Origin of the sequence: Pseudomonas sp. NGC7 (genome assembly GCF_047159675.1) — a bacterium.
Taxonomy (GTDB): domain Bacteria; phylum Pseudomonadota; class Gammaproteobacteria; order Pseudomonadales; family Pseudomonadaceae; genus Aquipseudomonas; species Aquipseudomonas kermanshahensis.
Map to the genome: position 1 here is coordinate 824,908 of NZ_BAAFZY010000001.1, position 26,309 is coordinate 851,216.

The 26,309-nt window shown below is 62.8% G+C and carries 27 protein-coding genes, 1 tRNA gene and 1 pseudogene; 18 read left to right on the forward strand and 11 right to left on the reverse strand.

Features of this window, described 5'->3' with window-relative positions:
- Positions 1-42 precede the first annotated feature (42 nt).
- Positions 43-660: an FKBP-type peptidyl-prolyl cis-trans isomerase gene (locus ACMCNM_RS03785; RefSeq protein ID WP_027594522.1), complete on the forward strand. Its 618-nt coding sequence runs from the start codon at positions 43-45 to the stop codon at positions 658-660.
- Positions 661-784: 124 nt separating this feature from the next.
- Here ACMCNM_RS03785 and ACMCNM_RS03790 read toward each other — a convergent pair whose 3' ends face one another.
- From ACMCNM_RS03790 to ACMCNM_RS03800, 3 genes are all read right to left on the reverse strand, one after another.
- Entirely contained in the window at positions 785-1,030 is a 246-nt protein-coding gene (locus ACMCNM_RS03790) for a hypothetical protein (RefSeq protein WP_010951938.1), read from the reverse strand.
- A gap of 151 nt (positions 1,031-1,181) precedes the next feature.
- Positions 1,182-1,523: a zinc ribbon domain-containing protein YjdM gene (locus tag ACMCNM_RS03795; RefSeq protein ID WP_027594521.1), complete on the reverse strand. Its 342-nt coding sequence runs from the start codon at positions 1,521-1,523 to the stop codon at positions 1,182-1,184.
- A gap of 229 nt (positions 1,524-1,752) precedes the next feature.
- A complete protein-coding gene (locus ACMCNM_RS03800; protein WP_027594520.1) occupies positions 1,753-2,721 on the reverse strand; it encodes a polyprenyl synthetase family protein in 969 nt (322 codons plus the stop codon).
- Between the two features lie 244 nt (positions 2,722-2,965).
- Here ACMCNM_RS03800 and rplU point away from each other — a divergent pair, with 244 nt between their 5' ends.
- From rplU to ACMCNM_RS03825, 5 genes are all read left to right on the forward strand, one after another.
- The gene (gene rplU / locus ACMCNM_RS03805; RefSeq protein WP_003247466.1) at positions 2,966-3,280 is read left to right on the forward strand and encodes a 50S ribosomal protein L21; all 315 of its coding nucleotides are present in this window, start codon (positions 2,966-2,968) and stop codon (positions 3,278-3,280) included.
- A gap of 38 nt (positions 3,281-3,318) precedes the next feature.
- Entirely contained in the window at positions 3,319-3,576 is a 258-nt protein-coding gene (gene rpmA, locus ACMCNM_RS03810; RefSeq protein ID WP_008092023.1) for a 50S ribosomal protein L27, read from the forward strand.
- Between the two features lie 188 nt (positions 3,577-3,764).
- The gene (cgtA, locus tag ACMCNM_RS03815) at positions 3,765-4,991 is read left to right on the forward strand and encodes an Obg family GTPase CgtA (RefSeq protein WP_027594519.1); all 1,227 of its coding nucleotides are present in this window, start codon (positions 3,765-3,767) and stop codon (positions 4,989-4,991) included.
- Between the two features lie 85 nt (positions 4,992-5,076).
- Complete coding sequence (gene proB / locus ACMCNM_RS03820) at positions 5,077-6,195, forward strand: glutamate 5-kinase (RefSeq protein ID WP_027594518.1); 1,119 nt, start codon at positions 5,077-5,079, stop codon at positions 6,193-6,195.
- Between the two features lie 10 nt (positions 6,196-6,205).
- A complete protein-coding gene (locus tag ACMCNM_RS03825; RefSeq protein ID WP_172960338.1) occupies positions 6,206-6,661 on the forward strand; it encodes a CreA family protein in 456 nt (151 codons plus the stop codon).
- A 150-nt stretch (positions 6,662-6,811) separates the two neighbouring features.
- Here ACMCNM_RS03825 and mksF read toward each other — a convergent pair whose 3' ends face one another.
- Genes mksF through mksB form a run of 3 tightly spaced genes read right to left on the reverse strand, consistent with a single transcriptional unit; the run spans position 6,812 to position 11,626 of the window.
- The gene (mksF, locus tag ACMCNM_RS03830; protein WP_099452867.1) at positions 6,812-9,643 is read right to left on the reverse strand and encodes an Mks condensin complex protein MksF; all 2,832 of its coding nucleotides are present in this window, start codon (positions 9,641-9,643) and stop codon (positions 6,812-6,814) included.
- Positions 9,640-10,347 carry an Mks condensin complex protein MksE gene (gene mksE, locus ACMCNM_RS03835; RefSeq protein WP_027594515.1) on the reverse strand — a complete coding sequence of 236 codons (708 nt, stop codon included), beginning with the start codon at positions 10,345-10,347 and terminating at the stop codon, positions 9,640-9,642. The genes mksF and mksE overlap by 4 nt, the downstream gene beginning before the upstream one ends.
- On the reverse strand, positions 10,337-11,626 hold the full coding sequence (mksB, locus tag ACMCNM_RS03840) for an Mks condensin complex protein MksB (protein WP_027594514.1): 1,290 nt from the start codon (positions 11,624-11,626) through the stop codon (positions 10,337-10,339). Before mksB ends, mksE begins: the two co-directional genes overlap by 11 nt.
- A gap of 430 nt (positions 11,627-12,056) precedes the next feature.
- Here mksB and ACMCNM_RS03845 point away from each other — a divergent pair, with 430 nt between their 5' ends.
- The 6 genes and pseudogenes from ACMCNM_RS03845 (at position 12,057) to ACMCNM_RS03870 (ending at position 16,306) form a co-directional block, all read left to right on the forward strand.
- A complete protein-coding gene (locus ACMCNM_RS03845) occupies positions 12,057-12,845 on the forward strand; it encodes an energy transducer TonB (RefSeq protein ID WP_186683171.1) in 789 nt (262 codons plus the stop codon).
- A complete protein-coding gene (gene rimI / locus ACMCNM_RS03850; RefSeq protein ID WP_027594512.1) occupies positions 12,842-13,297 on the forward strand; it encodes a ribosomal protein S18-alanine N-acetyltransferase in 456 nt (151 codons plus the stop codon). Before ACMCNM_RS03845 ends, rimI begins: the two co-directional genes overlap by 4 nt.
- Positions 13,298-13,482: 185 nt before the next feature.
- Positions 13,483-14,529, forward strand: a complete 1,047-nt coding sequence (locus tag ACMCNM_RS03855) for an RHS repeat-associated core domain-containing protein (RefSeq protein WP_412763968.1) — start codon at positions 13,483-13,485, stop codon at positions 14,527-14,529.
- 199 nt (positions 14,530-14,728) lie between these two features.
- Positions 14,729-14,887 (forward strand): annotated as a pseudogene (locus ACMCNM_RS03860) (ribosomal-protein-alanine N-acetyltransferase); the annotation flags it as partial.
- A 51-nt stretch (positions 14,888-14,938) separates the two neighbouring features.
- Complete coding sequence (gene can / locus ACMCNM_RS03865; RefSeq protein WP_027594511.1) at positions 14,939-15,577, forward strand: carbonate dehydratase; 639 nt, start codon at positions 14,939-14,941, stop codon at positions 15,575-15,577.
- Positions 15,578-15,721: 144 nt separating this feature from the next.
- Positions 15,722-16,306 carry a D-Ala-D-Ala carboxypeptidase family metallohydrolase gene (locus ACMCNM_RS03870; protein WP_216642505.1) on the forward strand — a complete coding sequence of 195 codons (585 nt, stop codon included), beginning with the start codon at positions 15,722-15,724 and terminating at the stop codon, positions 16,304-16,306.
- Here the strand turns inward: ACMCNM_RS03870 and ACMCNM_RS03875 are convergent.
- Entirely contained in the window at positions 16,246-17,163 is a 918-nt protein-coding gene (locus tag ACMCNM_RS03875) for a LysR substrate-binding domain-containing protein (RefSeq protein ID WP_412763969.1), read from the reverse strand. The genes ACMCNM_RS03870 and ACMCNM_RS03875 overlap by 61 nt on opposite strands.
- Before the next feature lie 241 nt (positions 17,164-17,404).
- Here ACMCNM_RS03875 and ACMCNM_RS03880 point away from each other — a divergent pair, with 241 nt between their 5' ends.
- Together ACMCNM_RS03880 and ACMCNM_RS03885 are read left to right on the forward strand one after the other, a co-directional pair.
- Positions 17,405-18,022: a LysE family translocator gene (locus ACMCNM_RS03880; protein WP_339551237.1), complete on the forward strand. Its 618-nt coding sequence runs from the start codon at positions 17,405-17,407 to the stop codon at positions 18,020-18,022.
- 269 nt (positions 18,023-18,291) lie between these two features.
- Entirely contained in the window at positions 18,292-18,540 is a 249-nt protein-coding gene (locus tag ACMCNM_RS03885; RefSeq protein ID WP_186681680.1) for a FecR/PupR family sigma factor regulator, read from the forward strand.
- A gap of 91 nt (positions 18,541-18,631) precedes the next feature.
- Here ACMCNM_RS03885 and ACMCNM_RS03890 read toward each other — a convergent pair.
- Together ACMCNM_RS03890 and ACMCNM_RS03895 are read right to left on the reverse strand one after the other, a co-directional pair.
- Positions 18,632-18,708, reverse strand: a tRNA-Met gene (locus ACMCNM_RS03890).
- Between the two features lie 95 nt (positions 18,709-18,803).
- The gene (locus ACMCNM_RS03895; protein ID WP_412765900.1) at positions 18,804-19,727 is read right to left on the reverse strand and encodes a FecR family protein; all 924 of its coding nucleotides are present in this window, start codon (positions 19,725-19,727) and stop codon (positions 18,804-18,806) included.
- A gap of 192 nt (positions 19,728-19,919) precedes the next feature.
- On the opposite strand from ACMCNM_RS03895, the gene ACMCNM_RS03900 reads away from it, so the two are divergent.
- Positions 19,920-21,134: an MFS transporter gene (locus ACMCNM_RS03900; RefSeq protein ID WP_099428299.1), complete on the forward strand. Its 1,215-nt coding sequence runs from the start codon at positions 19,920-19,922 to the stop codon at positions 21,132-21,134.
- Positions 21,135-21,625: 491 nt separating this feature from the next.
- The gene (locus tag ACMCNM_RS03905) at positions 21,626-22,783 is read left to right on the forward strand and encodes an MFS transporter (RefSeq protein ID WP_027594504.1); all 1,158 of its coding nucleotides are present in this window, start codon (positions 21,626-21,628) and stop codon (positions 22,781-22,783) included.
- A gap of 11 nt (positions 22,784-22,794) precedes the next feature.
- Here ACMCNM_RS03905 and ACMCNM_RS03910 read toward each other — a convergent pair whose 3' ends face one another.
- Complete coding sequence (locus ACMCNM_RS03910) at positions 22,795-23,751, reverse strand: FecR domain-containing protein (RefSeq protein ID WP_027594503.1); 957 nt, start codon at positions 23,749-23,751, stop codon at positions 22,795-22,797.
- A complete protein-coding gene (locus tag ACMCNM_RS03915) occupies positions 23,738-24,253 on the reverse strand; it encodes a sigma-70 family RNA polymerase sigma factor (protein WP_027594502.1) in 516 nt (171 codons plus the stop codon). The genes ACMCNM_RS03910 and ACMCNM_RS03915 overlap by 14 nt, the downstream gene beginning before the upstream one ends.
- 172 nt (positions 24,254-24,425) lie before the next feature.
- Between ACMCNM_RS03915 and ACMCNM_RS03920 the strand changes: the two genes are divergently transcribed.
- Both ACMCNM_RS03920 and ada read left to right on the forward strand, forming a co-directional pair.
- Positions 24,426-25,052 carry a DNA-3-methyladenine glycosylase family protein gene (locus ACMCNM_RS03920; protein WP_412763970.1) on the forward strand — a complete coding sequence of 209 codons (627 nt, stop codon included), beginning with the start codon at positions 24,426-24,428 and terminating at the stop codon, positions 25,050-25,052.
- 148 nt (positions 25,053-25,200) lie between these two features.
- Positions 25,201-26,259 (forward strand): bifunctional DNA-binding transcriptional regulator/O6-methylguanine-DNA methyltransferase Ada, encoded by a 1,059-nt coding sequence (gene ada / locus ACMCNM_RS03925; RefSeq protein WP_085274120.1) that lies wholly within the window; start codon positions 25,201-25,203, stop codon positions 26,257-26,259.
- The last annotated feature ends 50 nt before the right edge of the window (positions 26,260-26,309 follow it).

A 26,309-nucleotide genomic window follows, 5' to 3' on the forward strand; every position in this document is an offset into this window, starting at 1 on the left:
TCAAGGGCGCGGCTGCACTGCGCCCTGCAGTGGAGCACGACAATGTCCGAACTCAACCTGTCTACCGACGAAACCCGCGTCAGCTACGGCATCGGCCGTCAGCTGGGTGGCCAACTGCGTGACAACCCGCCACCAGGCGTCAGCCTGGATGCCATCCTGGCTGGCCTGACCGACGCCTTCAACGGCGCCGACAGCCGCGTCAGCGAAGCCGACCTGTCGGCCAGCTTCAAAGTCATCCGCGACATCATGCAAGCCGAAGCTGCAGCCAAGGCTGAAGCCGCTGCTGGCGCTGGCAAGGCATTCCTCGCCGAAAACGCCAAGCGCGAAGGCATCACCACCCTGGCTTCGGGCCTGCAGTTCGAAGTGCTGACCGCAGGTGAAGGCGCCAAGCCGACCCGCGAAAGCAACGTGCGTACTCACTACCACGGCACCCTGATCGACGGCACCGTGTTCGACAGCTCGTACGACCGTGGCCAGCCGGCTGAATTCCCGGTTGGCGGCGTGATCGCCGGCTGGACCGAAGCCCTGCAACTGATGAACGCTGGCAGCAAATGGCGCCTGTACGTGCCGAGCGAGCTGGCCTACGGCGCCCAAGGCGTTGGCAGCATCCCGCCGCACAGCGTCCTGGTGTTCGACGTCGAGCTGCTCGACGTACTGTAAGACCGCTGGGGCCGCTTTGCGGCCCATTCGCGGGGCAAGCCCGCTCCCACAGAGATACTCAAGATGAGCAGAGAGGTCTTTGTGGGAGCGGGCTTGCCCCGCGAAGAGGCCGGGCCTGAGAACATCAATTCCAGTCTGTCCCCCCAGGGCGCAACGCCCGCGCATAGCAGAACAGAAACAAATTCCGCACCAGCTCCTTGAGCACCCCAGGCTCACTCGAATTCAGCCCGCTCATGTCCAGGTCGCCCTGGTCTCGCAGTTCATCGAGCGCTTCTTCTTCGAGCACGGCGCAGACTTCGCCAGTCTCGCGATGCAGGATGCGCAGGTAAGGGTGAGGACGTTCGAGCCAGGCGTCGATCAGATAAGTCATGGCTATTCTCCTTGGACAGCAATTCCAATGAGAATAATTCTTATTATCAAAATAGCAAGGGGCTATTGGCGTATTTTTGCCGGACGGTGCAGTGACCCTGTTGCAGGATCTGTCAGGGCCGCCTGAAAGGCAGCCCCGTCGCACAGCGTTGTCAGACCTTGCGTACGAACTCGGACTTCAGCTTCATGGCGCCGATGCCGTCGATCTTGCAGTCGATGTCGTGGTCGCCGTCGCACAGGCGGATATTTTTGACCTTGGTGCCGACCTTGACCACCAGGGACGAGCCCTTGACCTTGAGGTCCTTGATCACGGTGACGGTATCGCCGTCCTGCAGGACATTGCCGACCGAATCCTTTTTCACCACGTCATCGCTGGCGGCTTCGGCTTCGCCGTTGGCCGACCACTCGTGGGCGCATTCGGGGCAGATCAGCTGGCTGCCATCCTCATAGGTGTACTCGGAATTGCATTTGGGGCAGGGCGGCAGAGTGCTCACTTCGGTTCCTTAAACAGACAGGCGGTTAAAGGCCCATATTGTATAAGGTTTTAACCGCAAAGTGTTTTTGTCCGTACAAAAGCATTCGCGGGACAAGCCCGCTCCCACAGGTTCTCCACCCAGCTCAAGGGCAGTGGTGTACCTGTGCTCCCACAGGTTCTCCACCCAGCTCAAAGGCAGTGGTGTACCTGTGGGAGCGGGCTTGTCCCGCGAAGAGGGCGACGCTGTCTTAGTGCGTACGCGCTACCGCAAACTCGCTCAGCTCGATCAATGCATCGCGATACTCGCTGGCCGGCAGCACTTCCAGGCACTCGATGGCCTTGGCCACGTAGTCGCGTGCCATCTGCGCGGTGTAGTCCAGCGCGCCCGAGGCTTCGACCGCTACGCGGATCTGCTCGAGGTCTTCCAGGCCGCCCTTCTGAATGGCCTTGCGCACCAGTGCAGCCTGTTCAGGCGTGCCTTCGCGCATGGTGTAGATCAGCGGCAGGGTTGGCTTGCCTTCGGCCAGGTCGTCACCGACGTTTTTGCCGAGGGTCTGCGAATCGCCCTTGTAGTCCAGCAGGTCGTCGACCAGCTGGAAGGCTACGCCCAGGTGGTCACCGAAGGTGCGCAGGGCTTCGCGCTGTGCTTCGCTGGCGCCGGCCAGCGCGGCGGCGCTGTGGGTCGAGGCTTCGAACAGCATGGCGGTCTTGCCGCGGATGACCTCCATGTACACCTCTTCCGTGGTGCTGGCATCGCGAACACGCGACAGCTGCAGCACTTCACCCTCGGCGATGACGCGGGTGGCCTTGGAGAGGATCTGCATGACCGGCATCGAACCCAGTTCGACCATCATTTCGAACGAGCGCGAATAAAGGAAGTCACCTACCAGCACGCTTGGCGCGTTGCCCCACAGCGCATTGGCGGTGGAACGGCCACGGCGCATGCCCGACATGTCGACGACGTCGTCGTGCAGCAGGGTAGCGGTGTGCAGGAATTCGATGGTCGCTGCCAGCAGGCGCAGGTCGTCGCCTTCGCGGCCCAGGGCCTTGCCGCAGAGCAGGACCAGCAGGGGACGCAGGCGCTTGCCACCGGCCGACGTGATATAGTCGCCGATCTTCGATACCAGCGGCACGCGCGAGGTCAGCTGCTTCTTGATGATCTCGTCGACGGCGCTGAAATCATCAGCCACCGCGCGGTAGAAGGTTTGGGGTTGCATCGGCTGCTCCATTGACGTTGCGCGGCATGCTAGGTCGCGGGTCCCGGTGTGTCAAGGCGCGGTGCCAGCGCCACCGGGGCGGTACTTGCAAGCAAAACCGGGGTTGCGTACAATCGCGCACCCTAACTTCCTGGGCAGCACCTGCCTTACGCAATTGCACCGGGCCGTTCCAGCCCCATGCAGCCATGCCAGCCAATACTCAATATATAAAGCGCTGGGTGAGCAGGATTATCGGAGAAATACCATGTCTTACGCAGTAATCGTTACCGGCGGCAAGCAGTACAAAGTCGCTGAAGGTGAATTCCTCAAGATCGAAAAACTGGAAGTCGCCACTGGCGAATCCGTGACTTTCGATCGCGTTCTGCTGGTTGCCAACGGTGAAGAAGTCACCATCGGCGCACCAGTCGTCGCTGGCGCTAAAGTTGTTGCAGAAGTCGTTTCGCAAGGCCGTCACGATAAAGTCCGCATCATCAAGTTCCGTCGCCGTAAGCACCACATGAAGCGTATGGGCCACCGCCAGTGGTTCACCGAGATCAAAATCACCGGCATCCAGGCTTAATCCCCTAGATCCCCTGAATTTATTTGGAGAATTGAACCATGGCTCACAAGAAGGCTGGTGGTAGTACCCGTAACGGTCGCGACTCAGAATCGAAACGCCTTGGCGTGAAGATGTATGGCAGCCAGGTCGTCAAGGCCGGCAACATCATCGTCCGTCAGCGTGGCACCCAGTTCCACGCCGGTTACGGCGTTGGCATGGGCAAGGATCACACCCTGTTCGCCAAGATCGAAGGCGTGATCAAGTTCGAGAAGAAAGGCGAGTTCAACCGCCGTTACGTGAGCATCGTCGCCGCTTAATCGCGACGTCGCTCCAGAAGCCCCGTCATGCGACGGGGCTTTTTCGTTTGTGGTGAGCCTCTTGCAAAGCTGTTTGTATGGGCTGCCGGCGTGGGTTTCTACGGTCGTACGGGGCCGCCGCGCTCATTTTTGCAAGAGCCTCAGGTTTTTTAAGTATTCAGCTCGTCTGCCGACGAGAGGCGGTTTTAATGAAGTTTGTTGACGAAGTATCGATTCGAGTCAAAGCCGGTGACGGCGGTAACGGTTGCATGAGCTTCCGTCGCGAAAAATTCATCGAAAACGGTGGCCCTAACGGGGGTGATGGCGGTGACGGCGGTTCGGTCTACATGGTCGCCGACGAAAACCTCAACACCCTGGTCGACTACCGCTACACCCGTCACCACGAGGCCCAGCGTGGCGCCAACGGTGGCAGCACCGACTGCACCGGCAAGAAGGGTGAAGACCTGTTCCTGCGCGTGCCGGTCGGCACCACGGTGATCGACGCCACCACCCAGGAAGTGATCGGTGACCTGATCACCCCTGGCCAGAAACTGATGGTCGCCCAAGGCGGCTGGCACGGCCTGGGCAACACCCGTTTCAAGTCCAGCACCAACCGTGCGCCGCGCCAGACCACCCCAGGCAAGCCAGGTGATCAGCGCGACCTGAAAATGGAAATGAAGGTACTGGCCGACGTCGGCCTGCTCGGCCTGCCGAACGCTGGCAAGAGCACCTTCATCCGTTCGGTGTCGGCCGCCAAGCCGAAAGTCGCCGACTACCCGTTCACTACCCTGGTGCCGAACCTGGGTGTGGTCAGCGTCGACCGCTGGAAGAGCTTCGTCATCGCCGACATCCCCGGCCTGATCGAAGGCGCTTCCGACGGTGCCGGCCTGGGTATCCGCTTCCTCAAGCACTTGGCACGTACCCGTGTGCTGCTGCACCTGGTCGACATGGCGCCGCTGGACGAAAGCAGCCCGGCCGATGCCGCCGAAGTGATCGTCAACGAGCTGACCCGCTTCAGCCCGTCGCTGGCCGAGCGTGAGCGCTGGCTGGTGTTGAACAAGGCCGACATGGTCATGGAAGACGAGCGCGACGAGCGGGTCAAGGAAGTGGTCGAGCGTCTGCAGTGGGAAGGCCCGGTCTACGTGATCTCGGCCATCTCCAAGCAGGGCACCGACAAGCTCAGCCACGACCTGATGCGCTACCTCGAAGACCGCGCCGATCGCCTGGCCAACGACCCGGCCTACGCCGAAGAGCTGGCCGACCTCGATCAGCGCATCGAAGACGAAGCCCGTGCTCAGCTGCAGGCCCTGGACGACGCCCGCACCCTGCGTCGCACTGGCGTCAAGAGCGTCCACGACATCGGCGACGATGACGGTTGGGATGATGATTTCGAGGACGACGAAGACGGCCCAGAAATCATTTACGTGCGCGACTGACCGGTTGCAGTACACTAAACGCCGCTCTCTGGAGCGGCGTTTTTGTATCTACGGTCTCTACAGATTCGACATAGGTTGGAAGAAGATGCGAAGCAAGGTGACGGGCGCCAAGCGCTGGGTCGTGAAGATTGGCAGTGCTCTGTTGACCGCCGATGGCAAGGGCCTTGACCGCGGCGCAATGGCCGTTTGGGTCGAGCAGATGGTCGCGCTGCGTGAAGCAGGCGTGGAGTTGGTGCTGGTCTCTTCGGGGGCCGTGGCAGCTGGCATGAGCCAGTTGGGCTGGACCTCGCGACCGAGCGCGATGAACGAGCTGCAGGCGGCCGCGTCGATCGGCCAGATGCGCCTGGTGCAGGCCTGGGAGTCGAGCTTCGGCGAGCACGGCAAGCACACCGCGCAAATTCTGCTGACCCATGACGACCTGTCTGACCGCAAGCGTTACCTCAACGCTCGCAGCACCCTGCGCACGCTGGTCGACTTGGGCGTGGTGCCGGTGATCAACGAGAACGACACCGTGGTCACCGACGAGATCCGCTTCGGCGACAACGACACCTTGGCCGCGCTGGTGGCCAACCTGGTGGAAGCCGACCTGCTGGTGATTCTCACCGACCGCGACGGCATGTTCGACGCCGACCCGCGCAACAACCCCGAAGCCCAGCTGATCTACGAAGCCCGCGCCGACGACCCGTCACTCGACGCCGTGGCCGGCGGTACCGGCGGTGCCCTGGGCCGTGGCGGTATGCAGACCAAGCTGCGCGCGGCGCGCCTGGCGGCACGTTCCGGTGCCCACACCATCATCATCGGTGGCCGTATCGAGCGCGTGCTCGACCGCCTCAAGACGGGCGAGCGCCTAGGGACCTTGCTGTCGCCTGAGCGCGGCATGCTTGCAGCGCGCAAGCAGTGGCTGGCCGGGCACCTGCAAACCCGCGGCACGCTGGTGCTGGACGCCGGTGCCGTGCAGGCGCTGCGCCAGGCCAACAAGAGCCTGTTGCCGGTGGGCGTGAAGACCGTGCAGGGCAGTTTCCGTCGTGGCGAGATGGTGGTGTGCGTCGGTCCTGATGGCCTGGAAGTGGCCCGCGGTTTGGCCAACTACAGCGCCCTTGAGGCGCAAAAAATCATTGGCCAGCCGTCCGATGCCATCGAAAGCATCCTGGGCTACAGCGCGGAGCCCGAGCTGGTGCACCGTGACAACCTGGTTCTGGTCTGAGGGTGTGGGCATGTTGAAAAGGATGATCGCCGTGGCAGCGTTGGCGTTGCCGATGCTGGCCGGTGCCGAGGAGGTCGGCCAGGTGTCGACCGTGTTCAAGTTCGTCGGGCCGAATGACCGCATCGTGGTCGAGGCATTCGATGACCCCAAGGTCGAGGGCGTGACCTGTTACCTGTCGCGGGCTAAGACCGGCGGCGTGAAGGGTGGCTTGGGCCTGGCCGAGGACCGGGCGGAGGCGTCGATTGCCTGCCGTCAGGTGGGGCCGATCAACTTCAAGGGTGAGTTGAAAGATGGCGAGGAAGTGTTCAAGGAACGCACCTCGTTGGTGTTCAAGACCATGCAGGTGGTGCGCTTTCTCGACAAGAAGCGCAATACCCTGGTGTACCTGGTGTACAGCGACCGCATGATCGAAGGCAGCCCGCAGAATGCGGTGACGGCGATTCCGATCTTGCCTTGGGCTCACTGATAGGCCGGTAGATGTTGGGAGGCCTTTGGCCTCCATTCGCAGCACAAGGCTGCTCCTACAGAGACCCCGCTGCCTCTGTGGGCTGCGCAAGACCTGTGGGAGCGGGCTTGCCCCGCGAATGGGCCGCAAAGCGGCCCCTGTATTCCACTATCAGGCCAACGCCTCAGCCTGATCCTCGCGCACGTCCGCCTTCACCTCATCCAGCCGGCTGATGAACTTCCAGTCCGCCTCGTCGATGTAGATGCCATTCGGCCCGCTGCCACCTTCCAGGTCGATCGCCACCTTGGCCGACACTTGCGGCTTCACGCTCGCCAGAATCGGCACGAAGCCAAGCTGCAAGCTGGTCTCCAGCAGTGCCGCCTGGTTGCGTTCGTCGATGTCTGCCGCCTCGTCGAGGTAGTACGGCAAGCGAATGCGCCCGGCCAGGTCGCGGTCCATCAGGTGCAGCAACAAGTACATGTTGGTCAGCGCCTTGATGGTCATGGTGGTGCCGTTGGACGCGGCGCCGTCGATGTCGGCGTGAATCACCGGCTGGCCATTGACCTTGGTGATCTCGAACGCCAGTTCGAACAGGTCCTTGAGGCCCAACTGGTTGTGGTTGGCCGCCACCAGCCGTGCCAGGTACTCCTTGGCTTCTTCGTTCTTGTGGTCCTGGTCCGAGCTTTGGGTCAGGTCGAACACCGACAGGGTCTCGCCTTCCTCGTACTGGCCGGCGCTGTGGATGATCTGGTCGATGTGCTTGAGCGCCTCTTTGTTCGGCGCCAGCACCACGCGGAAGCTCTCCAAGTTGGACACCTGGCGCTTGTTGATCTCGCGGTTGAACAGGGCCAACTGGTGCTCGAGGCTGTCGTAGTCGCTGCGGATGTTGCGCAGGGTCCGGGCGATGTCGGTGACGGCCGCGCGGCGTGCCTTGGCCAGGGTCAGGGCCTCGTCGGTGCGGTGCGCATAGGCGTTAACCAACAGCTGCAAGCGGCGCTCCATGTCGTCTTCGCTGTCGAACTTGGCCACGCCCTTGAGGCGCACCTGGGCGTACAGCGCCTCGATCTGGTTATCCACCCGCTGCAGGCTCTGCCAGCTGTCCTGGTAGTCATTGAGCATCGGCAGCAGGTTGTCCATCGAGTCGTCGATCGCTTCCATGAACGGCGTGCCGTAGGGCAGGTCGGCCGGCAACAGCTGGCGGCGACGCAGGGCGTCTTCCAGGGTGCGTTGCTTGGACTCGAGGTCGCCGATCTGCCGGCCGACCAGTTGCAGCTTGGCCGACAGTTGCTGGACGCGTTCGGTGAAGGCGTCGCTGGAGCGCTTGAGCTCGTCTTGGGCGGCTTCCAGTTGCGACAGCTGCTCCAGTTTCTCGGGCTCTTCGGCGGCCAGGGTTTCGCTACGGCGGAAGTCTTCCAGGGCTTTTTGCGCGTCCAGTACCGCTTGGTACAGGGTTTCGGTCTGCGCCTTGGAGGCGGAGCGGTCGGCGGCCACGGCCTGCTGGGTCTTGAGCTGCTTGAGTTCTTTTTCCAGGCGCTCTTTCTGGTCGCGAAGGGCGGCGCGGTCGGCCAGGGCCTGCAGGGCCGGTGGGTCGATGTGCGACAGGTCGATGGACAGGCCGGGCGCTTCGAAACGCTCGCCCTTGAACCCGTCGAGCACCGCTTCCAGCGATTTTACCCACAGGTCGCTGTCGTCCAGTTCGATACCGCGCTCGCCCAGCGGCAGGCTGAACAGGGCGCCGTTGAACAGGCGCATGAGGCGGTCGACATCCTGCTGCGAGAACTCTTCGCGCAGGCGGGCGTAGCTGTTGTTGTCGGCGTGGTCGAGCTGCTGGCGGACCTGCTTGAGGCGTTTTTCCAGGTCGCGTACGCGCTCGTCCAGGTCTTCGGCCGAGAACTGCCGCGACTGGGCCAGCGCGCCGGCCAGTTCGTCGTGGGCGTCTTTGGCGGCCAGCAACTGCTGCTCCAGCACCTTGACGTCATCGACCAGGGCGAAGCGGTGCTTGAGCACTGACAGCTCGCCAAGCCAGCGCTGGATGCCGGTGATTTCACGTTCCAGGCGCATCAGCTCCTGGGTACCGCCACGTTGGTCGTTCTGCAACCGGTCCTGTTCGCCGCGGTAGTGTTCGGACTGGATGACCAGCTCTTCCTTGCGCGCCATGGCGTATTCCTGCCAGGTGCCCAGCAGGTTGTCGAGCAGCGGCGAAAGGCGGTGCAGCTTGCCGCGCAGGATGTCGCGTTGGGCCACGCCACCGGCCAGGGCTTCAACCAGTGGGCCGGCGGCGACCAGGGCGTTGTAGTCCTGCTCCATGCGGCGCACGTCGCGGAAGGCTTCTTCACAGGCTGCGATGTAGTCGACGCTGCCCGAGCGCAGGCTGTGCTCGAAGGCATCGAGGAACAGCTGCTTGAGCTTGGCGGCGGTGATTTCGCGCATGTGCAGCAGGTTGATGAACAGCGCGCGAAAGGTTTTCAGGCTTTGCTCGCTGGTCGAGCGCAGCGGGATCATGGTCAGGTCCAGCGGCACCGAGGTGTGGCCGCCGACCAGCAGCCGGCGCAGTTCGTCGGGCTTGAGCTCGTAGGCCTTCAGGCCTAGGCGCTCCAGGTTGGTGAACAGCTCCTTCTGGCGCAGGCAGGTGTCGTTCTTCTGGTAGTGGGCCAGGTCCAGCTCGCCTTTGTAGGCGAAGAACTGGTGGCCGAAACCGCCCCCCGGGCCGCGGCCGACCACACCGATCACGTGCGGGCCGTGGGGCAGGTTCAGTTCGCAGAGAATGTACGAGGTATCGCTGGCGAAGTAGAAACGACGCGACTGCTCCAGGCTGTACTTGCCGAAGCTCATGTCAGACATGCGCGCCAAAATCGGGAACTGCAGGGCGTTGATCGACGCCGATTTACCCAGGTTGTTGGCGCCGTACACCGACAGCGGGTGTTCCAGCGGGAACAGGCCGAGGCTGTAACCGGCGGTGTTGAGCAATGCAAAGCGGCGGATGCCGTAGCGTTCCTGGCTCATGCGTCAATCTCCTGTTGCTCTTCGCGGATGGCCCGGGCCAGGGCGTCCTCTTCGCTCTCGTCGCCTTCGAACGGCGACAGGTCGAGTGGGTCGTCGGTACGGTTGAGTTGTTCCGGGCTTTCTTCCTCGACCAGTACCGGGGTCGGCAAGGGCAGGTCGCTGTGCAGGGTGGCAGCCAGGTCGCGGTCCTGCTGGACCGACAGGCACACATCGAGGAAGCGGTGCATCGGCGGCAGGAAGCGGTAGATGCCGCCTTCCTCGTGGGCGAAGCCGAGCTGGGTCATGCGCCGGAGGATCTTCTCTTCGAGTTCGTCGACGGTTTGCACCTCGGCCTGCAGGAACAGGTCGCGGTACTTGTCCAGCAGCGAGGGCAGTTCGTCGCGGCCGATGCTGCCGCCGTCGAGCACGGCCATCGGGTCGCGGCCCTGGTCGGCCAGGTGCTCGACCAGGATGAAGGTGAACAACGACAGGCGCTGGGCGGTCTTGTTGACCTGCGCGGCGGCAAGCTCGGGCACGAAGTAATAGAAGCCACGGGTGTCGCACACCAGCTCGAAGCCCAGGGCCTTGAACAGGGTGCGGTACTGGTCCTGGAAGTTCGACAGCTGAGCGTACAGCTCCGGGTCACGGCGGCTGACGTGAAAACCTTTGAACAGCTCGCGGAAGATCGGCGCGAGCTGGGACAGTTCGGAAAGATCAAGATGCATTGGCTGGGCTCGCGTTGGATTCGGCAGTCGTTCGTGCGACGTCTTCACGGCTGGACGTCAGGGCGAACGAGCGCAGGCTGACCAGGTGTTCGTGGGTGGTGTAGTCGCGGCGCTCAAGGCGCTCGCGCTTGAAGCGCTTTTCTCGGGACAGGCGCGAGAACCAGTACAGCAGTTCGTCGGTGGCGCCTTCGGGCTCCTGGTCCAGCAGCCAGACCATCAGGTCGGGCAGCGGCAGGGCCTGCTCGCAGCGTTCGAGCATTTCCTTGACCGTACGTGGCGCGCGCGGCAGCGGGTCCTTGTCGGTCTTGTGCGCCTTGGGGAAGCGCGCAGGCTTGGGCTCGAAACGGGCCAGGGCGTAAACATAAGCCTCGACTTGGCTGGCACTGCCGAGGAAGGTGCTCTGCGGCCGGGTGAACATCGGCATGGCCGCTTGCGGCACGGCATCGATGCCCTTGCGGCGGATCACCGACAGGGCCAACGCAGCGCCACGGGTCACGGCGTTGTGCCGGCGCGCTTCTTCGCGCAGGGGCAGCAGCAGTTCACGGGCGTGGCGCAGGGTCAGCTGGGCGCTGGTTTGCATTTCCAGAATGCGCGCGTGGGTGCGCAGCAGCATGTCGTCGTCGACCAGGTGGCCGAGGCGGGCCTGTTCGCCCAGCAGGCGCAGCAGCACGGTCTCGACCTTGCGCACGCCTTGTTCGAAGGCGCCGTCGGCGTTGACCAGCTGGATCATCGGCTCGACGTATTCGTCCCAGGTTGCGAGGACTTCGGCGTAGCGCTGGCGCAGCGGGATCTGCCGGTTGCTGGTCTTGGCCCGCTCGGCCACGGCCACCAGTGCCTGCTCGTCGTTGTCGAGCTTTTTGAGCACATCGCGCACGCGCATGTCGAGCAGGCGCAGCTGGCGCGCCAGGTCGTCGCTGTCGCGGTTGTCGAAGGCGTCTTGGATATGCCCGGCGAGGCGCTCCAGGTGGCGCAGGTAGGCTTCGATTTCCAGGCACAGGCCCAAGCGGTGTTCGCGGCGCAGGTAGGCGAGGAAGTCGTGGATCTGGGCGTTGAGCTCGAAGCGGTTCGGGCTCTTGGCCACCGGGACCAGGATATCCAGGCGGATCCACACGTCGAGCAGCTGGGTGATGTCCTGCGGGGTGCTTTCGACCTGCTGGCGGGCCACATGCTGGCGCAGTTCAACCAGGCTCAGGGTGCCCTGGTCGAAACGTTCGCACAGTGGCTCGATCAGGGCCCAGTGTTCGGCTAGGGCGCGCAGGACGCGCTTGGGTTCGATCATTGGCTTCGACTCGTTGCCAAGAAAAAGGGGGCGATTGTACTGCATCCAGGGGGGAGGATTTCACCCCTTGGTCTGTAATGAGAGATGTCCCTTGGTTTTTTAGGGGTATGGCGGGAGCGCTTTGGCGCCTGTGAGATCGAGCGCCGCCCGCGCGGCGCTTCGCGGGGCAAGCCCGCTCCCACATTTGTTTCGGGCCAATCAATCCTGATCTACTAGCGCGCGGCCCCTTGTTTGTCCCTTTCGATATCGTGTCGTGCACCAAGGGGTACGCGCGCCAATGGCACAGGCATGATTGGCCCGGAACAAAATGTGGGAGCGGGCTTGTCCCGCGAAGCGCCGCGCGGGCGGCGCTCGGTCTCAACAACACTGCAAAACCCAAGGCGTACGCGTTAGAATGCCCGATTGATTCAACCCTCCGGATACCCGCCCCGTGCTGACCGAACCCCGTCGCCGCGCCTACCTCTCCGCCATGCAAGTGGTGCACTGGCTGCCGCGCGCCGAACTGCCGTTCGCCGCACCGTCGCGGCCCGAACTGTTGTTGCCGGTGGCGCCGGTCGAAGACATCGACTTCGAGGTCAGGCCTGCACCTGCGGCCAACCAGCCGGCGCCAGCCGCCCCTCAGGCACGCTCTGGCGAACGCCCGAAAATCGAAATCCCGCGCCCCGGCAGCACCGCAAAGCCTGCCGCCAAGCCAGCCGAAGCGGAGCCAGAAGCACCCGCACCGCGCCCGGCCCCGGTGCCGCCGCCACGCTTCTCGCTGCAGTTGCTGCGCGCCGGCAGTTGCCTGCTGTTGGTGGAACTGGCCACCGGCCAGCCCTTCCAGAGCCGCGACCCGTCCTACCTGCTGCTCAAGGACATGCTGCGCGCCGCCGGCCTGCCCGACGCCCCGCAGATCATCGGCGAGCCGGTCCGCTGGCCGTTGCTGGTGCGCGGCAACATGGACCAAGGCCCGGACGCTGCACGCGATTTTGTCCAGGGGTTCATCCAGGCGCGTCTGGAAGAAGCCCCGTGCAACTGCTTGTGGCTGATCGGCCTGCCCGCGCTGCGCTTCGCCGGCAATGCCGATGCGCACACTTACTACCAAGTACTGAAGCTCGATGGCCTGGGCGACGCCTGGGCCTTGCCGGGCCTTGAACTGTTGATGGACGAGCCGCAGCGCAAGGCGGACGTCTGGAAAGCCATGCGCCAGCTGATGGCGCGCTGGAAGAGCGTTGAATGAGTGAATCGATCAGTTTCCGCCCGATGACCGAGGCGGATCTGGATGCCGTGCTTAAGATCGAATATGCCGCGTTCAGTCATCCCTGGACCCGCGGAATCTTTCAGGATGCGCTCAAGTCCTACGAAGTGTGGCTGATGTTCGATGGCCAGCAGCAGGTCGGCCACGGCGTGATCAACGTGATCATCGACGAGGCGCACCTGCTCAACATCACCGTCAAGCCCGAGAACCAGGGGTGTGGCCTGGGCCTGCGTCTGCTCGAGCACCTGATGGCGCGAGCTTACCAGCTTAATGGTCGTGAGTGCTTCCTGGAGGTGCGCGCCAGCAACCAGTCGGCCTATCGGTTGTATGAGCGCTACGGGTTCAACGAAATCGGCCGCCGGCGGGATTACTACCCCATGGCGGGCGGGCGCGAGGATGCGCTGGTGATGGCTTGTACGTTGTTCGAAGAGTGAAGGTGCGGTCCATTTGCTGATGCGCTGGCTGCCAGCCCTCTAGCGCATACTATGGCGTGGTGCCGATTCACCCGTTGCTGCGCTCGGCTTCCGAGTTACCCCAGAAACGCTCCTGGCATTTTTACCAGTATACAAAGGGCTTCGCGTTCTGAATCATTGGGATGGGAATTCTGAGTATTACGACCATGAAGACTTTCACGGGTGCTTGGTTTTTTTATGAAGGGGATGCAGTACGCACTGTTTGGCAGGAAGGCCGTTGCAGTTCGTTGATCCAGGCTGCGGGTATGCGGCTTGTCGAGCGAAAGGTTGCCAATGGTCTTCAGCAAACGATGATGCTCGCTTCGGATGGCATGGGCTCTGTGATAGGTGAGTCCGGTACACGGTCTAAATCGGTAGCCTATTCACCTTATGGCTTCCAGAGGGGTATGGAGTCGCTGATAGGCTTCGCAGGCCAGATGCAGTCATTGTTGCCAATCGGTTACTTTCTTGGAAACGGTTATCGTTTTTTTGACGCTGTTACCAATCGCTTCAACTCGCCTGATGAATTCAGTCCGTTTGGTAGAGGAGGCGTGAATGCGTATGTTTACTGCGGGGGTGACCCAGTGAATCGTACGGACCCTAGTGGCCACATGATCTACTATGTGGGCTCATCAAGAAGCTTTGATTATTTGCCATCGCTTTCAATACCCATAACGCTCAAAGGGGCGGGTAATTATTTAGACCCTATACGAACAGAGATGTCGTTTAAGTTTATACAGAGAAAGGGTCCGGGAATGTATTTTTCAGAGGGCCCCCTTCTCTCGGAATATATACAGGGAAAGGGTCCGGGAAAGTATTTTTCAGAGGCCAGCCTTCTCTCGGAAGAGTTTCATATTTCGCGTAAGCGTGCTGCGTCACCCGTAGAGGCTGGGGTGTCAAAGCACTTGAAGCAAGAAGGAGGTTTGATTCAAAATCCGCAGGCTGGTGTCGATAATGGGGTGGTTAAAGCCAAAATGATAGCTCGAATTAAGCGTTCTCAACACGAGCTGTTTTCTAATGTTCCTAATGGTCCAAATAATAGAGCTATCGCGCTAGATTATTTAGATATGCTCGATTCTAATACGGTGAGTGGAGCGAGAGAAGCGTTGTATAAAAAATATGGAAAGATAACTAGAGTTAGCAAGGTGACGAATTACGTTGCTAGCGGTTTGGGTTCAGTTGTTGATTGGATTCGCAAATCAGCTAGGCGATAAACTTCATAGATTCTGGATGCTGCAAGGCAGGTCTAACCATGTAGGTTCATTCACGCCCTGCGATCCGGTCATGAAGCTGTCAGATAGAAAGCCAATAGGTGGCGTCGATTGAGATCTTTCGATCTATCGTTTATGGACCAAGGCCCGGACGCTACACGCGATTTTGTCCAGGGGTTCATTCAGGCACGCCTGGAAGAAGCGTGAGTGCTTCCTGGAGGTGCGCGCCAGCAACCAGTCGGCCTATCGGTTGTATGAGCGCTACGGGTTCAACGAAATCGGCCGCCGCCGCGACTACTATCCGGTCGCGGGTGGCCGTGAAGACGCTCTGGTGATGGCCTGCACCCTGTTCGAGGAGTGACCCCTCAGGCGCAGGTCCAGTCACACAGGTACAACCTGATGAGGCAAGACCATGCACGACCTGCAGGAACTGATCGACAACAATGCGCGCTGGGCCGATGCCATCACCCAGCGTGACCCCGATTTCTTCGCCAAACTGGCCCGTCAGCAAACCCCGGAATTCCTCTGGATCGGCTGCTCCGATGCGCGGGTGCCGGCCAACGAGATCGTCGGCATGCTGCCCGGCGACCTGTTCGTCCACCGCAATGTCGCCAACGTCGTGCTGCACACTGACCTTAACTGCCTGTCGGTGATCCAGTACGCCGTCGAAGTGCTCAAGGTCAAACACATCCTGGTCACCGGCCACTACGGCTGCGGCGGTGTGCGCGCCGCCATGCAGGACCGCCAGCTAGGGTTGATCGACGGCTGGCTGCGTTCGATTCGCGACTTGTACTACGAAAAGCGCGGTGAGCTGGCCAAGCTTGAAACCGAAGAGGCGCAGGTCGATCGCCTGTGTGAGCTGAACGTGATCCAGCAGGTCGCCAACGTGGCCCACACCAGCATCGTGCAGAACGCCTGGCACCGTGGGCAGGAGCTGTCGGTGCATGGCTGCATCTACGGCATCAAGGACGGGCGTTGGAAGAGCCTGGACACCACCATCAGCGGGTTCGCCCAACTGCCGCCGCAGTATCGGTTGCGGGCGTTGGACTAATGGCAAAAACCATAGGAGCTCCCACAGGTGTGGGAGCCTTTCTATACTGCGCTATACCTGAGGCATTGTCGTGGTGACCAGTCGCGGCGATGGGCTGCCAAGCGGCCCCAATTACAGGCCATGAGGCTTGAGCCGGGAGTAGGGATGACAGGGGCGAAGTGGCTACTGCTGGTGGCGGGGATGTGGGCGGTCAATGCGGCGCAGGCCGATGACCGCGACGTGTGGATGTTCGCTCAATGGGCTGGCGATCATCAGACTCGCCCGTTCCGCGAGATGCTGGTAGACGCCCGCTTGTACGGGGTGGTGCCTATTCACCAACTGCTTCGCTCGGCCTCGGACTGGAAGCTGTGCCGGGCGTCGCCGTTTGCGGTGCCACCGGCGAGCCAATGGCCTGCGGTGCGCTCGACGCTGTCGCTGCTCAAAACCCTCGGCGATCAAGGCATCCTGCGCCAGTTCGAGGTGGTTTCAGCCTACCGTGACCCGCGCCTGAACGTCTGCGCCGGTGGCGCCGCCAACAGCGCCCACACCCGCGCCTTCGCCGTCGATATGCTGTTGCCGGCCTGGGCTGACCCCAACCCGTTGTGCCGTTTCTGGCAACAGCATGGCCAAGCCTGGAACATGGGCCTGGGCCGCTACCCGTCAGGTCGTATTCATGTCGACACGGCCGGCTACCGCACCTGGGGTGGCGATGGCAGCGCCGGGTCGTCGTTCTGTATCAAACCCAAGTGAGCCAGGCAGGCCTGGCATTCGTCGATCACCCATTCGGCGAAACGCTGGCGCTTGCCACCCTCGTCCAGCGGCTGCGGGCTGAGCAGATGATAGGCAGAGCCGTCGCGCAAGAAGCCGAAAGGGGCCTGCAGTTGGCCGCTGTCGAGTTCGTCGCGCACCATCAAGGCTGACCCCATGGCCAGGCCCAGGCCCGCGCTGGCGGCCTGGATCGACAAATAGAAATGCTCATAGTCGCTGCGCTCGGTGTGCCTGGCCCGCTGTTCGCTCAGGCGCAGCCAGGTGGGCCAGGCGCTGGGCCGGGTGCGGCTGTGCAATAAGCGCTGGCCGTCCAGGCCGGTGGCGTCGCCGGGGCGGCAGACAGGGCCGATCCATTCGTCGCAGATCTTGCGGTGATGCAGTTGGCGGTCCCAGTGGAAGTCATCGCGGCGCAGCGCCAGGTCGACGCCGCTGCGCGCGAAGTCCAGCGGCCCACCGGCGGCTACCAGATGCAGTTGCAGGTCGGGGTGGGCGCTGTGGAAGCGCGGTAGGCGCGGGATCAGCCAGCGCATGGCGATGGTGGGCTCGCAGGAGAGCACCAGCACGTTGTCGCGCTCCTGCTGTTGCAGGCGCTGCACGGCGCCTTCGAGCTGTTCGAACATGGCCTGGGTGGTGCCATGCAGCGCACGGCCGGCGGCGGTGAGGAAGATGGCCCGGTTGCGGCGTTCGAACAGTTCGATACCGAGGCTTTCCTCAAGCAGCCGTACCTGCCGACTGACCGCGCCGTGGGTGACATGCAGGCGCTCGGCGGCGCGCACGAAGCTTTCGGTTTCGGCGGCAATGTCGAAGTAGCGGAAGGCGTTGAGAGGGGGCAGTTTCATGGTTTTGTGGTGCCTGTTCCGGCCTCTTCGCGGGCAAGTCCGCTCCCACAAGGATCGCGCACTCATGAAGTGTGCACAGCACCTGTAGGAGCGGGCTTGCCCGCGAAGAGGCCAGTGCAAGCACTGCACCTCTGTGAGAAAAACTATCGAATATCCGCCACTATAAATCGATTTTTAGCGGCCCATAAGCCCAGGATAATCGGCGCGTCTGTGCATTTTCATCGCCAATCGAGACCCGCCAATGACCGAACTTATCGCCGTAGCCCTGTTCACCATCCTTGCGGTTATCAGCCCGGGGGCCGACTTCGCCATGGTCACCCGCAGCAGTTATGCACAGGGCCGTAAAGCCGGACTGGCGGCTGCCGTGGGGATCGCCTTGGGCGTGCAGGTGCATGTGCTGTATACGGTGCTGGGCATCGCCGTGATCATTAGCCAGAGCCCATCCCTGTTCCTGTTCATGAAGGTCGTCGGTGCTGGGTACCTGATCTACCTAGGCTATAAATCGCTGACCAACACCACGCGCATCCACCTCGACGGCGTTGGCCAAGACACCGGTGCCAGCCTGAGGGCGGCACTGCGCACCGGGTTTCTGACCAACGCCCTGAACCCCAAGACCATGCTCTTCGTCATCAGCGCCTACACCCAGGTGGTGCAGCCGGGTAGCCCGCTGGCGCTGGACTTCGCTTACGGCGCGTTCATGTCGTTTGCCCATTGGGTGTGGTTCAGCCTGGTGGCGGTGTTCTTCTCCAGCACGGCATTGCGCAAGGCGATGATCGAGCGGCAAGTCATGATGGACCGAGTGATTGGCCTGGCGCTGATCGGCCTTGGTCTGGCAGTTGTAATGGCGAGTGTGCGCTGACAGGGCAGGGTGGGCACCTGGTACTTCTATCAGTTGTAGCGATGTGATCGTATCAGGCAGGATCCTTCGACCAGGCAAGTGAAATGCCTGCGTCAAGCTGGTGATTGCATGTCGGGTAGTGGCAATTTAGAATAGAATCATTCCCATTTGCGAAGCATCGCGATGAAAATACCTCTATTTCCCGCCGCAGACTGCCTGGATGACTGGTACAGGGGCTGTTACCAGTGGCGGCTGGTGTGGTTGCGCCAATGCCTCATTGGGTCGCCGCTATGAGCCCTGAAATCCTACACGAAGCCGTCGAATGGCTGGCGCGCCTCGACGGCCAGCCCAGTGGCCGCGAGCGCAAGGCTTTTCGTGTCTGGCTGGCGCAAGATGAAGAGCACATCGAAGCCTTTAAGCGCATGCAGGAAACCCTGACCTCTTCGCACGAGCATGCGCCTGCCGCGCGTACGGCTCAGACAATTAAAGTGCTGGCCCTGGTGGCAGTGCTAGCACTGCTTACTGCTGTGTGGGTTTAGCACATCGCACTGGGTCAGTTGCCGGAGACGCCGCAACTTTTTCACAGGCAAAGAAAAAGGGCCTACCTTTCGGTAAGCCCTTTATCATGTTTGGTGGCTACACAGGGACTTGAACCCCGGACCCCAGCATTATGAATGCTATGCTCTAACCAACTGAGCTATGTAGCCAATGGCGCGCATTATTCCCTTGTGATGCCCCTCTGTCAACACTCATTTCAAAAAAAATTTGCACGCTTTCAAAAACTTAGCCGCCAGGCCCGCCTTCAGCGAACGATCAGCCAGTGCCCGAGCACGCTGTGCAGCTGCAATTGCTGGGCGCTGGCCAGTGCGGCGAGGCTTTCGGTAGGGCGGTCGAGGTTGAAATCGCCGCTCACGCGCCGATGGGCGGTGTGTGCGTCGACTATCCACAGCCGTTCGCCCTGGTAGCCCGCCAGGCGCTCCAACACTTGCCCAAGCGGCATATCAGTGGCGCGCAGGCGGCCGTTGCGCCAGCTGTCGGCGGTCTTCGGATCGGCTTTTTGCACAGTATTGATCCGTGTGCCGTCGAAGCTCACCCGTTCACCCGCCGAGACCAGGCGCTGCTCCCCGCCCTGCACAACCATGGCCTTGCCACTGAGCACCACCAGCTCGTCGTGGTGCGCATAGCGCGCGATTTGCAGGCGGGTGCCAAATACCTGGATGCGCGCATCGCCCACTTCTACCTCCATGGCCCGGCCGTCGAGCAGGACCTCCAGGTACACCTGGCCTTGTACCAGGTGCAGCTGGCGGGTACGGCCACGCAGGTCGACGTTCATCGCACTGGCGCTGTCCAGGTGCAGGGTCGAGCCGTCGGGCAGGCGCAAGCTGCGGCGTTCGCCCACGTCGGTGTGCAGTTCGCTGCCCAGGCGTTGCATCAGTGGCCAGTACAGGTAGGCCACAGCGCCTAGCACCAGCAAAAACAGCAGCGCCAGCCATTTGCCTAGGTGGCTGCGGCGCGTATTTATCTGCCGCGGTCGGGGGCGTGCCGGTGGCGGTTGCAGCTGTTGCCAGAAGGTTTCCAGTTCAGCGTAGGCTTGGGCGTTCTGCGGCGCCTGGCACCAGGCGGCAAACACCTGGCGTTCGCCTTCGTCACAGCCGGGCTGACGCAAACGGGAAAACCACTCCAGGGCTTCCTGCTGAGGGTCGGGCTGGAGTTGCTTGGCGGGCATCGGGCTCATGGGATCGGTCTGCTCACGATAGGGGCCGTTTCGCCCAACGATGACAGGGGAATGAGTCGAGGATGCTAATTATATTGAGAACCATTTACAAGTACGTTTCGACGGAGGGATAAAAAAGGTAGCTATGTATCTATTTGTTTCCCGATAATCGGATCCCAAACCTGCGGACGGAGATTCAGGCACATGGCCATCAGTAGCACCTCCACGGCGTCCACCAGCGCAGCGGCGAACCCTGCCAACCCGTTGGTGATGCGCATCATCGGCTTCTGCGCCCTGGCGCACTTGATCAATGACCTGATCCAGTCGGTGCTGCCGGCGATCTACCCGATGCTCAAGGCCAACTACGACCTGAGCTTCGCCCAGATCGGCATGATCACCCTGACATTCCAGATAACCGCCTCGCTGCTGCAGCCTTGGGTCGGCTTCTTTACCGACCGCCGGCCCGCACCCAACCTGCTGCCGATGGGCACCCTGTGCACGCTGGTGGGGATCGTGATGCTGGCCTTTGTCGGCAGCTTCCCGATGATCCTGCTGGCCTCGGCGCTGGTGGGCATTGGTTCATCCACTTTCCACCCAGAAACCTCGCGCATCGCGCGGTTGGCCTCGGGCGGGCGTTTTGGTCTGGCCCAATCGACCTTCCAGGTAGGCGGCAACACCGGCTCGGCGCTGGGGCCACTGCTGGCGGCGGCGATCGTCATCCCGTTCGGGCAAACGCACGTGGCCTGGTTTGGCCTGGCGGGGCTGTTCTTCTTCGCCGTGACCCTGATGCTGCGTAGCTGGTACAAGGAGCACCTCAACCAGGCCAAGGCCCGCAAGGCGGTGCAGGCCACCCATGGCATCTCGCGCAAGCGGGTGATCGCGGCGCTGATCGTGCTAGGCCTGTTGGTGTTCTCGAAGTACTTCTACATGGCCAGTTTCACCAGCTACTTCACCTTCTACCTGATCGAAAAGTTCGACGTTTCGGTGGCCAGCTCGCAGTTGCACTTGTTCCTGTTCCTGGGTGCGGTGGCGGCCGGTACCTTCTTCGGCGGGCCGATCGGTGACCGTATCGGGCGCAAGGCGGTGATCTGGTTCTCCATTCTGGGCGTGACACCGTTCACCCTGGCGCTGCCGTATGCCGACCTGTTCTGGACCACCGTGCTGAGCGTGGTGATCGGCTTCATCCTGGCCTCGGCGTTTTCGGCCATCGTGGTGTATGCGCAGGAGCTGGTGCCGGGCAGTGTGGGCATGATTGCCGGGATCTTCTTCGGGCTGATGTTCGGCTTCGGCGGTATTGGCGCGGCGCTGCTGGGTTATGTTGCGGACCTGCGCGGTATCGAGTACGTGTATGGCGTGTGCTCGTTCCTGCCGTTGTTCGGGTTGTTGGCGGTGTTCCTGCCGTCTACCGGCAAGCGTTGAGCCTGTAAGGGGCTGCTGCGCAGCCCAATCGCCTGCAAGGCCAGCCTCCACAAGAAGACAGTTGCTCCCACAGGTAACTGCGCAGGCTCAGACCTTGTGAGGACCCTGTGGGAGTGGGCTTGTCCCGCGAATGGGGCTACGCGGTGCATGGCACCGGCTTCGCCGGTGTTCGCGGGGCAAGCCCGCTCCCAGGCCCCCTGATGATTGACGGCCCGACCACCGTTAGCCTAGAGTGCCGCCTCTTTTCTCCAACCTGCGTAGTCAAAGCAATGCGCCGTAACCCGTCCCTCCCACCTGCTCGCCAGCCTGCACTCCAGGCCCTGCGTCGTGCGTGGCCGAGCGACACGGTGCTCAAGCGTCGGCGCAGCGTGCTGTTTGCCTTCACCTTCTCGCCTCACCTTGCCCTGAACTGATCCGCGCCTTTGCGTCGTCCGCCGTCCCGGCGTGCGCGCTCGTGTTTGCTCGTCTTTTCGGTTTGCAAGGAGTGGTAAATGAACATGCGTTTGCTGGCGGGCCTGTTGTTCGCCGTGTCGGTGGTGGGCTTTAGCCTCGGGGCCAGCCTGCCGTTGGTGTCGTTGCGCCTGCATGAGGCCGGCGCAGGCACGCTGGAAATCGGCATTATTTCGGCCATCCCGGCAGCAGGGATGATGCTTTCGGCATTCATGGTCGACGCCTGCTGCCGGCGCCTGACCCGGCGCACCATCTACTTGCTCTGCTTCAGCCTGTGCACCGTCAGCATCGCCTTGCTGGAGTCGGCTTTCGACTCGATCTGGCTGCTGGCGTTGCTGCGCTTGGGCCTGGGCATCGGCATGGGTATCGCTATCATTCTGGGCGAATCCTGGGTCAACGAGCTGTGCCCCGAGCACAACCGCGGCAAGATCATGGCCCTGTACGCCACCAGCTTTACCGGCTTCCAAGTACTCGGCCCAGCAATGCTGGCCGTGCTGGGCGCCGACAGCCCATGGATCACTGGCGTGGTCACCGCCTGCTATGGCCTGGCGCTGCTGTGCATCGTGCTGACCGTGCCCAACGATTACGTCGAGCATGAAGAAGGCGAAAAAAGCTTCGGCCTGGCCGGGTTCTTCCGCGTGGCGCCGGCCTTGTGCGTGGCGGTGCTGTTCTTCTCCTTCTTCGACGCCGTGGTGCTGTCGCTGCTGCCGGTGTACGCCACCAGCCACGGCTTTGCCGTGGGTGTGGCGGCGCTGATGGTGACGGTGGTGTTTGCTGGCGACATGCTGTTCCAGCTGCCTTTGGGCTGGTTGGCCGACCGGGTCGAGCGCACCGGGCTGCACCTGGTGTGCGGCCTGGTGGCGATGCTGATCGGCATTGGCCTGCCGTGGCTGCTGCAGATGACCTGGTTGCTGTGGCCGCTGTTGGTGGTGCTGGGCGCAGTGGCGGGGGGCATCTACACCTTGGCGCTGGTGCTGATCGGGCAGCGCTTTAAAGGGCAGGACTTGGTCACGGCCAATGCCAGCGTCGGCTTGCTGTGGGGTGTGGGCAGCCTGATCGGGCCGCTGGTCAGTGGCGCGGCGATGGATGTGGCACCGCACGGGTTGCCGATGGCGCTGGCGATCATGGCAGGGTTGTTCGTCTGTTTTGCCCGGCAGTCGTACCGGCGGGCAGGGCGCCTGCGCGCGGTGGCGGACTGACCACGCGGGGTTCAGGCGGCGTCGATGCTCACCCAATAGCGTGTGCGGTACTCGACCCGCACCGGCAGGCTGCGCGTGAGCAATTGCAGAATCTGCCCGGTATCGGCCAGCTGGTAGGTGCCGGAGACCTTGAGGTTTGCCACTTCGTCGGCGCAGCGCAGCAGGCCCGGGCGGTAGCGGGCCAGCTCCGCCGCGAATTCGCCCAGCGGCATCTGCTGCACGCTGAGCACGCCGTCGGTCCAGCCCCACGGGTCGCTGCGCAGGCTCACGGCCTGCGAGCTGCCGTTGGCCTGCACCTGCAAGGTTTCGCCAGCCTGTACCAACCGCGCTGAAGGCGACGCGGGGAACAGTGTGACCTCGCCACGGCGTACGGCCAACAACAAGCCATTGTCGTTTTCGCGCAGCAGCAGTTGGCCGTCGAGTGTGCCCAAGGTGCCGACACGGGTATCGATGCGGAAGGGCCGGCTGTCGTTGGCGTTGGCGTCCAGGCTGACCTCGCCCCGTATCAGTTCGAGCAGTCGTTGTTGGCTGCTGTAGTGCAGGTCGATGGCACTGGCGGTGTTGAGCTGGATACGGCTGCCATCACTGCCTTGCAATTGCCGGCGCTCACCTGCCGCGGTGCTGCTGTCGGCCAGTAGCTGCGGCAGGCCCAAGGGCGCGCGCGCGGCCCAGCCCAGGCTGCCGCCAACGGCCAACAGCGCCAGCAGCTTGAGGTGGTCCCGGCGGCTGCTGTGCTGGCGCTGGCTGGCGTCGAGGGTGCGTCGGCTCAGTGCCTTGGGCAACCCGGCCAGCTCGTCGCTGAGGCTGCTGACACGCTGCCAGGCCTGAGGGTTTTGTGGGTGGCTGGCCAGCCATTGCTGGAATTGCCGCTCGGTACGCGGGCTGGGGGTGTCGAAGCGCAGTTTCACCAGCCAGTCGATGGCCTGGTCGACCTGGGTTTGCGCGGGGGCGTTCTCAGCGTTCGGCATAACGCAACCGGTAGCAGACACCCAGGGCCTTGGCCAAGTCGCGCTCGATGGTCGCGCGGGACACATCCAGCTGCAGGGCGATCTGCGCGATGCTCAGCCCGTCGATCTGGGCCAGCAGAAAGGCCTGCCGCACTCGCGGCTTCAGCGCCTGCAGGGCGCGGTCGAGGCGTTCCAGCGTATCGAGGATGACCAGCCGGTGTTCCTCGCTGGGCACTTCGGCTTCCGGCAGGTGGGCCAGGCTTTCCTGATAGGCCCGCTCCAGGGCGCGGCGGCGGAACTGGTCGATCATCAGCCCACGGGCGATGGCGCTGAGGTAGGCGCGGGGCTCCTTGAGCGGTGAGGCCTGACGGGCACGCAACACCCGGACGAAGGTATCCTGGGCCAGGTCGGCGGCATGCTCATGGCACCCGACCCGGCTGCGCAGCCAGCTGCTTAGCCAGGCGTGGTGGGACTGATAGAGCAGAGCGACCTCGGTGGGCTTGAGCGTGTCGTTGATCTGCATCGTATCGAAGGCCTGATCCCGTGAGCGTGCGCGATTGTGAATAGTTCTCAATTCTATGCGGGTAACGCGCCGCAGAGCAATGGTATGCCAGGAATTAGCCGCGCAAGATCCGGCGTTTCGCCGATGAACGGTTGGGCTAAGCTAGGCCTCTAGTCGACGTGTTGGAGCCGCTATGATCCTGGCTGACCTTTCGCCCGAAGCCTACCGGGAAGCTGCCCGCTACCTGGCCGAGTCGGACCCGGACTGGGCGCGGCATATCGCAGCGATCGGGCCGTGCCTGCACCAGGCGACGCCGGGACGCGAGCCTTATGAGGCGCTGGTACGGGCGATTGCCTACCAGCAATTGCATGCACGCGCTGCCGAGTCGATTTTGGGCCGGCTGTTGGCGCTGTTCCCTGAAGGCGGCTTTCCCGCACCGCAGCAATTGCTGGCTGTAACGCCAGAGGCGATGCGTGCGTGCGGCTTTTCGGCGAGCAAGGCAGCCACGGTTCAGGGCATTGCCCAGGCCCGCCTAGCGGGTGTGGTGCCCAGCCGCGAGGAGGCGCTGGCCATGCCCGATGACACGTTGATCGAGCGCCTGGTGGCCTTGCGCGGGGTAGGGCGCTGGACGGTGGAGATGTTGCTGATCTATTGCCTTGAGCGTTCGGACATACTGCCGGTCGACGACTTCGCGGTGCGTGAGGGGTATCGTCGGCTCAAGGGGTTGGAGAAGGCACCGACGCCGGCGCAGATGCGCTCGCTGGGCGGTGGCTGGCGCCCGTTCCGCACCGTGGCGGCCTGGTACCTGTGGCGGGCCTGAGGTATTTGCTGTGCCTGCACCGGCCTCTTCGCGGGCAAGCCCGCTCCCACAAGGTCTCCACTGTCGTCGGGACCCGTGGTGTACCTGTGGGAGCGGGCTTGCCCGCGAAGAGGCCGGTACAGGCGATAAAGATAAGAGGTAACCCGCGATGAAACCCTACACAACCTCCGAACAACGTTGGCAGGCCGTGCAGGCTCGCGACGGCAACGCCGCCGGTCACTTCGTCTACGCCGTGCGCACCACCGGTATCTACTGCCGCCCTGGCTGCAAAGCGCGCATGGCCAAGCGCGAAAACGTCGCGTTCTACAGCGATGCCGCCGCTGCCGAATCTGCGGGTTACCGGGCCTGCAAGCGTTGCACAAGCGCGAGCCGTGCCACTGCAACCCGGCGTAGCGAGCTGGTCACCCGCGCCTGCCGCCTGCTCGAGGGCGACGAGATTTCGCCGAATCTCGACCAACTCAGCGCACAACTGGCCGTCAGCCCCTTTCACCTGCACCGCCTGTTCAAGGCCGAAACCGGCTTGACCCCCAAGGCTTACGCTTCGGCGTTTCGTGCCAGGCGCCTGCGCGAGCACCTGGACAATGATCAGCGCTCAGTCACCGATGCCATCTATGACGCCGGCTACAACTCCAACAGCCGCTTCTACGAAAGTGCCGAGCAACGCCTGGGCATGCGCCCCAAGGCCTACCGTGCCGGCGGGCAGGGGGCGACCATTCGCTTTGCGCTGGGCCAGTGTTCGCTGGGGGCGATATTGGTGGCGCAGAGCGAGAAGGGCATTTGCGCGATCTTGCTGGGTGATGACCCCGAGCCACTGCTGCACGCGTTGCAGGACCAGTTCCCAAACGCCCGGCTGATAGGCGGCGACAACGAATATGAACGCGTGGTCGCCGAGGTGGTGGGCTTTGTCGAAGCGCCAGCACTGGGCCTGGCGCTGCCTTTGGATGTGCAAGGCACGGCTTTTCAGGAGCGGGTCTGGCAGGCCCTGCGCGAGGTGCCGGCCGGCTGTCGGGTCAGTTACACCGACATCGCCGAGCGTATCGGCGCACCCAAGGCGGTGCGCGCGGTGGCCATGGCCTGCGCCGCCAACCGCATTGCCGTGGCCATCCCGTGCCACCGGGTGGTTCGCCGCGATGGCGATATCAGTGGCTACCGCTGGGGCGTCGAGCGCAAGCAGCAACTGCTCACGCGAGAAACGGCACTCTCCTGATCGCCTCAAGCCGCGTAGAATCCCCCGCCAAATCGAAATGTATAGAGGAA

Bases quoted from the DNA above. Each gene is read 5' to 3' on its own strand.
- ACMCNM_RS03855 (WP_412763968.1), top strand. From the start codon at position 13,483: ATGAAGACTTTCACGGGTGCTTGGTTTTTTTATGAAGGGGATGCAGTA.
- ACMCNM_RS03885 (WP_186681680.1), top strand. From the start codon at position 18,292: ATGAGCCCTGAAATCCTACACGAAGCCGTCGAATGGCTGGCGCGCCTC.
- proB (WP_027594518.1), top strand. From the start codon at position 5,077: ATGCGAAGCAAGGTGACGGGCGCCAAGCGCTGGGTCGTGAAGATTGGC.
- rplU (WP_003247466.1), top strand. From the start codon at position 2,966: ATGTCTTACGCAGTAATCGTTACCGGCGGCAAGCAGTACAAAGTCGCT.
- mksB (WP_027594514.1), bottom strand. From the start codon at position 11,626: ATGATCGAACCCAAGCGCGTCCTGCGCGCCCTAGCCGAACACTGGGCC.
- can (WP_027594511.1), top strand. From the start codon at position 14,939: ATGCACGACCTGCAGGAACTGATCGACAACAATGCGCGCTGGGCCGAT.
- ACMCNM_RS03920 (WP_412763970.1), top strand. From the start codon at position 24,426: ATGATCCTGGCTGACCTTTCGCCCGAAGCCTACCGGGAAGCTGCCCGC.
- ACMCNM_RS03800 (WP_027594520.1), bottom strand. From the start codon at position 2,721: ATGCAACCCCAAACCTTCTACCGCGCGGTGGCTGATGATTTCAGCGCC.
- ACMCNM_RS03870 (WP_216642505.1), top strand. From the start codon at position 15,722: ATGACAGGGGCGAAGTGGCTACTGCTGGTGGCGGGGATGTGGGCGGTC.
- rpmA (WP_008092023.1), top strand. From the start codon at position 3,319: ATGGCTCACAAGAAGGCTGGTGGTAGTACCCGTAACGGTCGCGACTCA.
- ACMCNM_RS03915 (WP_027594502.1), bottom strand. From the start codon at position 24,253: ATGCAGATCAACGACACGCTCAAGCCCACCGAGGTCGCTCTGCTCTAT.
- ACMCNM_RS03900 (WP_099428299.1), top strand. From the start codon at position 19,920: ATGGCCATCAGTAGCACCTCCACGGCGTCCACCAGCGCAGCGGCGAAC.
- ada (WP_085274120.1), top strand. From the start codon at position 25,201: ATGAAACCCTACACAACCTCCGAACAACGTTGGCAGGCCGTGCAGGCT.
- ACMCNM_RS03880 (WP_339551237.1), top strand. From the start codon at position 17,405: ATGACCGAACTTATCGCCGTAGCCCTGTTCACCATCCTTGCGGTTATC.
- ACMCNM_RS03905 (WP_027594504.1), top strand. From the start codon at position 21,626: ATGAACATGCGTTTGCTGGCGGGCCTGTTGTTCGCCGTGTCGGTGGTG.
- cgtA (WP_027594519.1), top strand. From the start codon at position 3,765: ATGAAGTTTGTTGACGAAGTATCGATTCGAGTCAAAGCCGGTGACGGC.
- ACMCNM_RS03825 (WP_172960338.1), top strand. From the start codon at position 6,206: ATGTTGAAAAGGATGATCGCCGTGGCAGCGTTGGCGTTGCCGATGCTG.
- ACMCNM_RS03785 (WP_027594522.1), top strand. From the start codon at position 43: ATGTCCGAACTCAACCTGTCTACCGACGAAACCCGCGTCAGCTACGGC.
- ACMCNM_RS03910 (WP_027594503.1), bottom strand. From the start codon at position 23,751: ATGCCGAACGCTGAGAACGCCCCCGCGCAAACCCAGGTCGACCAGGCC.
- ACMCNM_RS03895 (WP_412765900.1), bottom strand. From the start codon at position 19,727: ATGCCCGCCAAGCAACTCCAGCCCGACCCTCAGCAGGAAGCCCTGGAG.
- ACMCNM_RS03790 (WP_010951938.1), bottom strand. From the start codon at position 1,030: ATGACTTATCTGATCGACGCCTGGCTCGAACGTCCTCACCCTTACCTG.
- mksF (WP_099452867.1), bottom strand. From the start codon at position 9,643: ATGAGCCAGGAACGCTACGGCATCCGCCGCTTTGCATTGCTCAACACC.
- ACMCNM_RS03875 (WP_412763969.1), bottom strand. From the start codon at position 17,163: ATGAAACTGCCCCCTCTCAACGCCTTCCGCTACTTCGACATTGCCGCC.
- mksE (WP_027594515.1), bottom strand. From the start codon at position 10,347: ATGCATCTTGATCTTTCCGAACTGTCCCAGCTCGCGCCGATCTTCCGC.
- rimI (WP_027594512.1), top strand. From the start codon at position 12,842: ATGAGTGAATCGATCAGTTTCCGCCCGATGACCGAGGCGGATCTGGAT.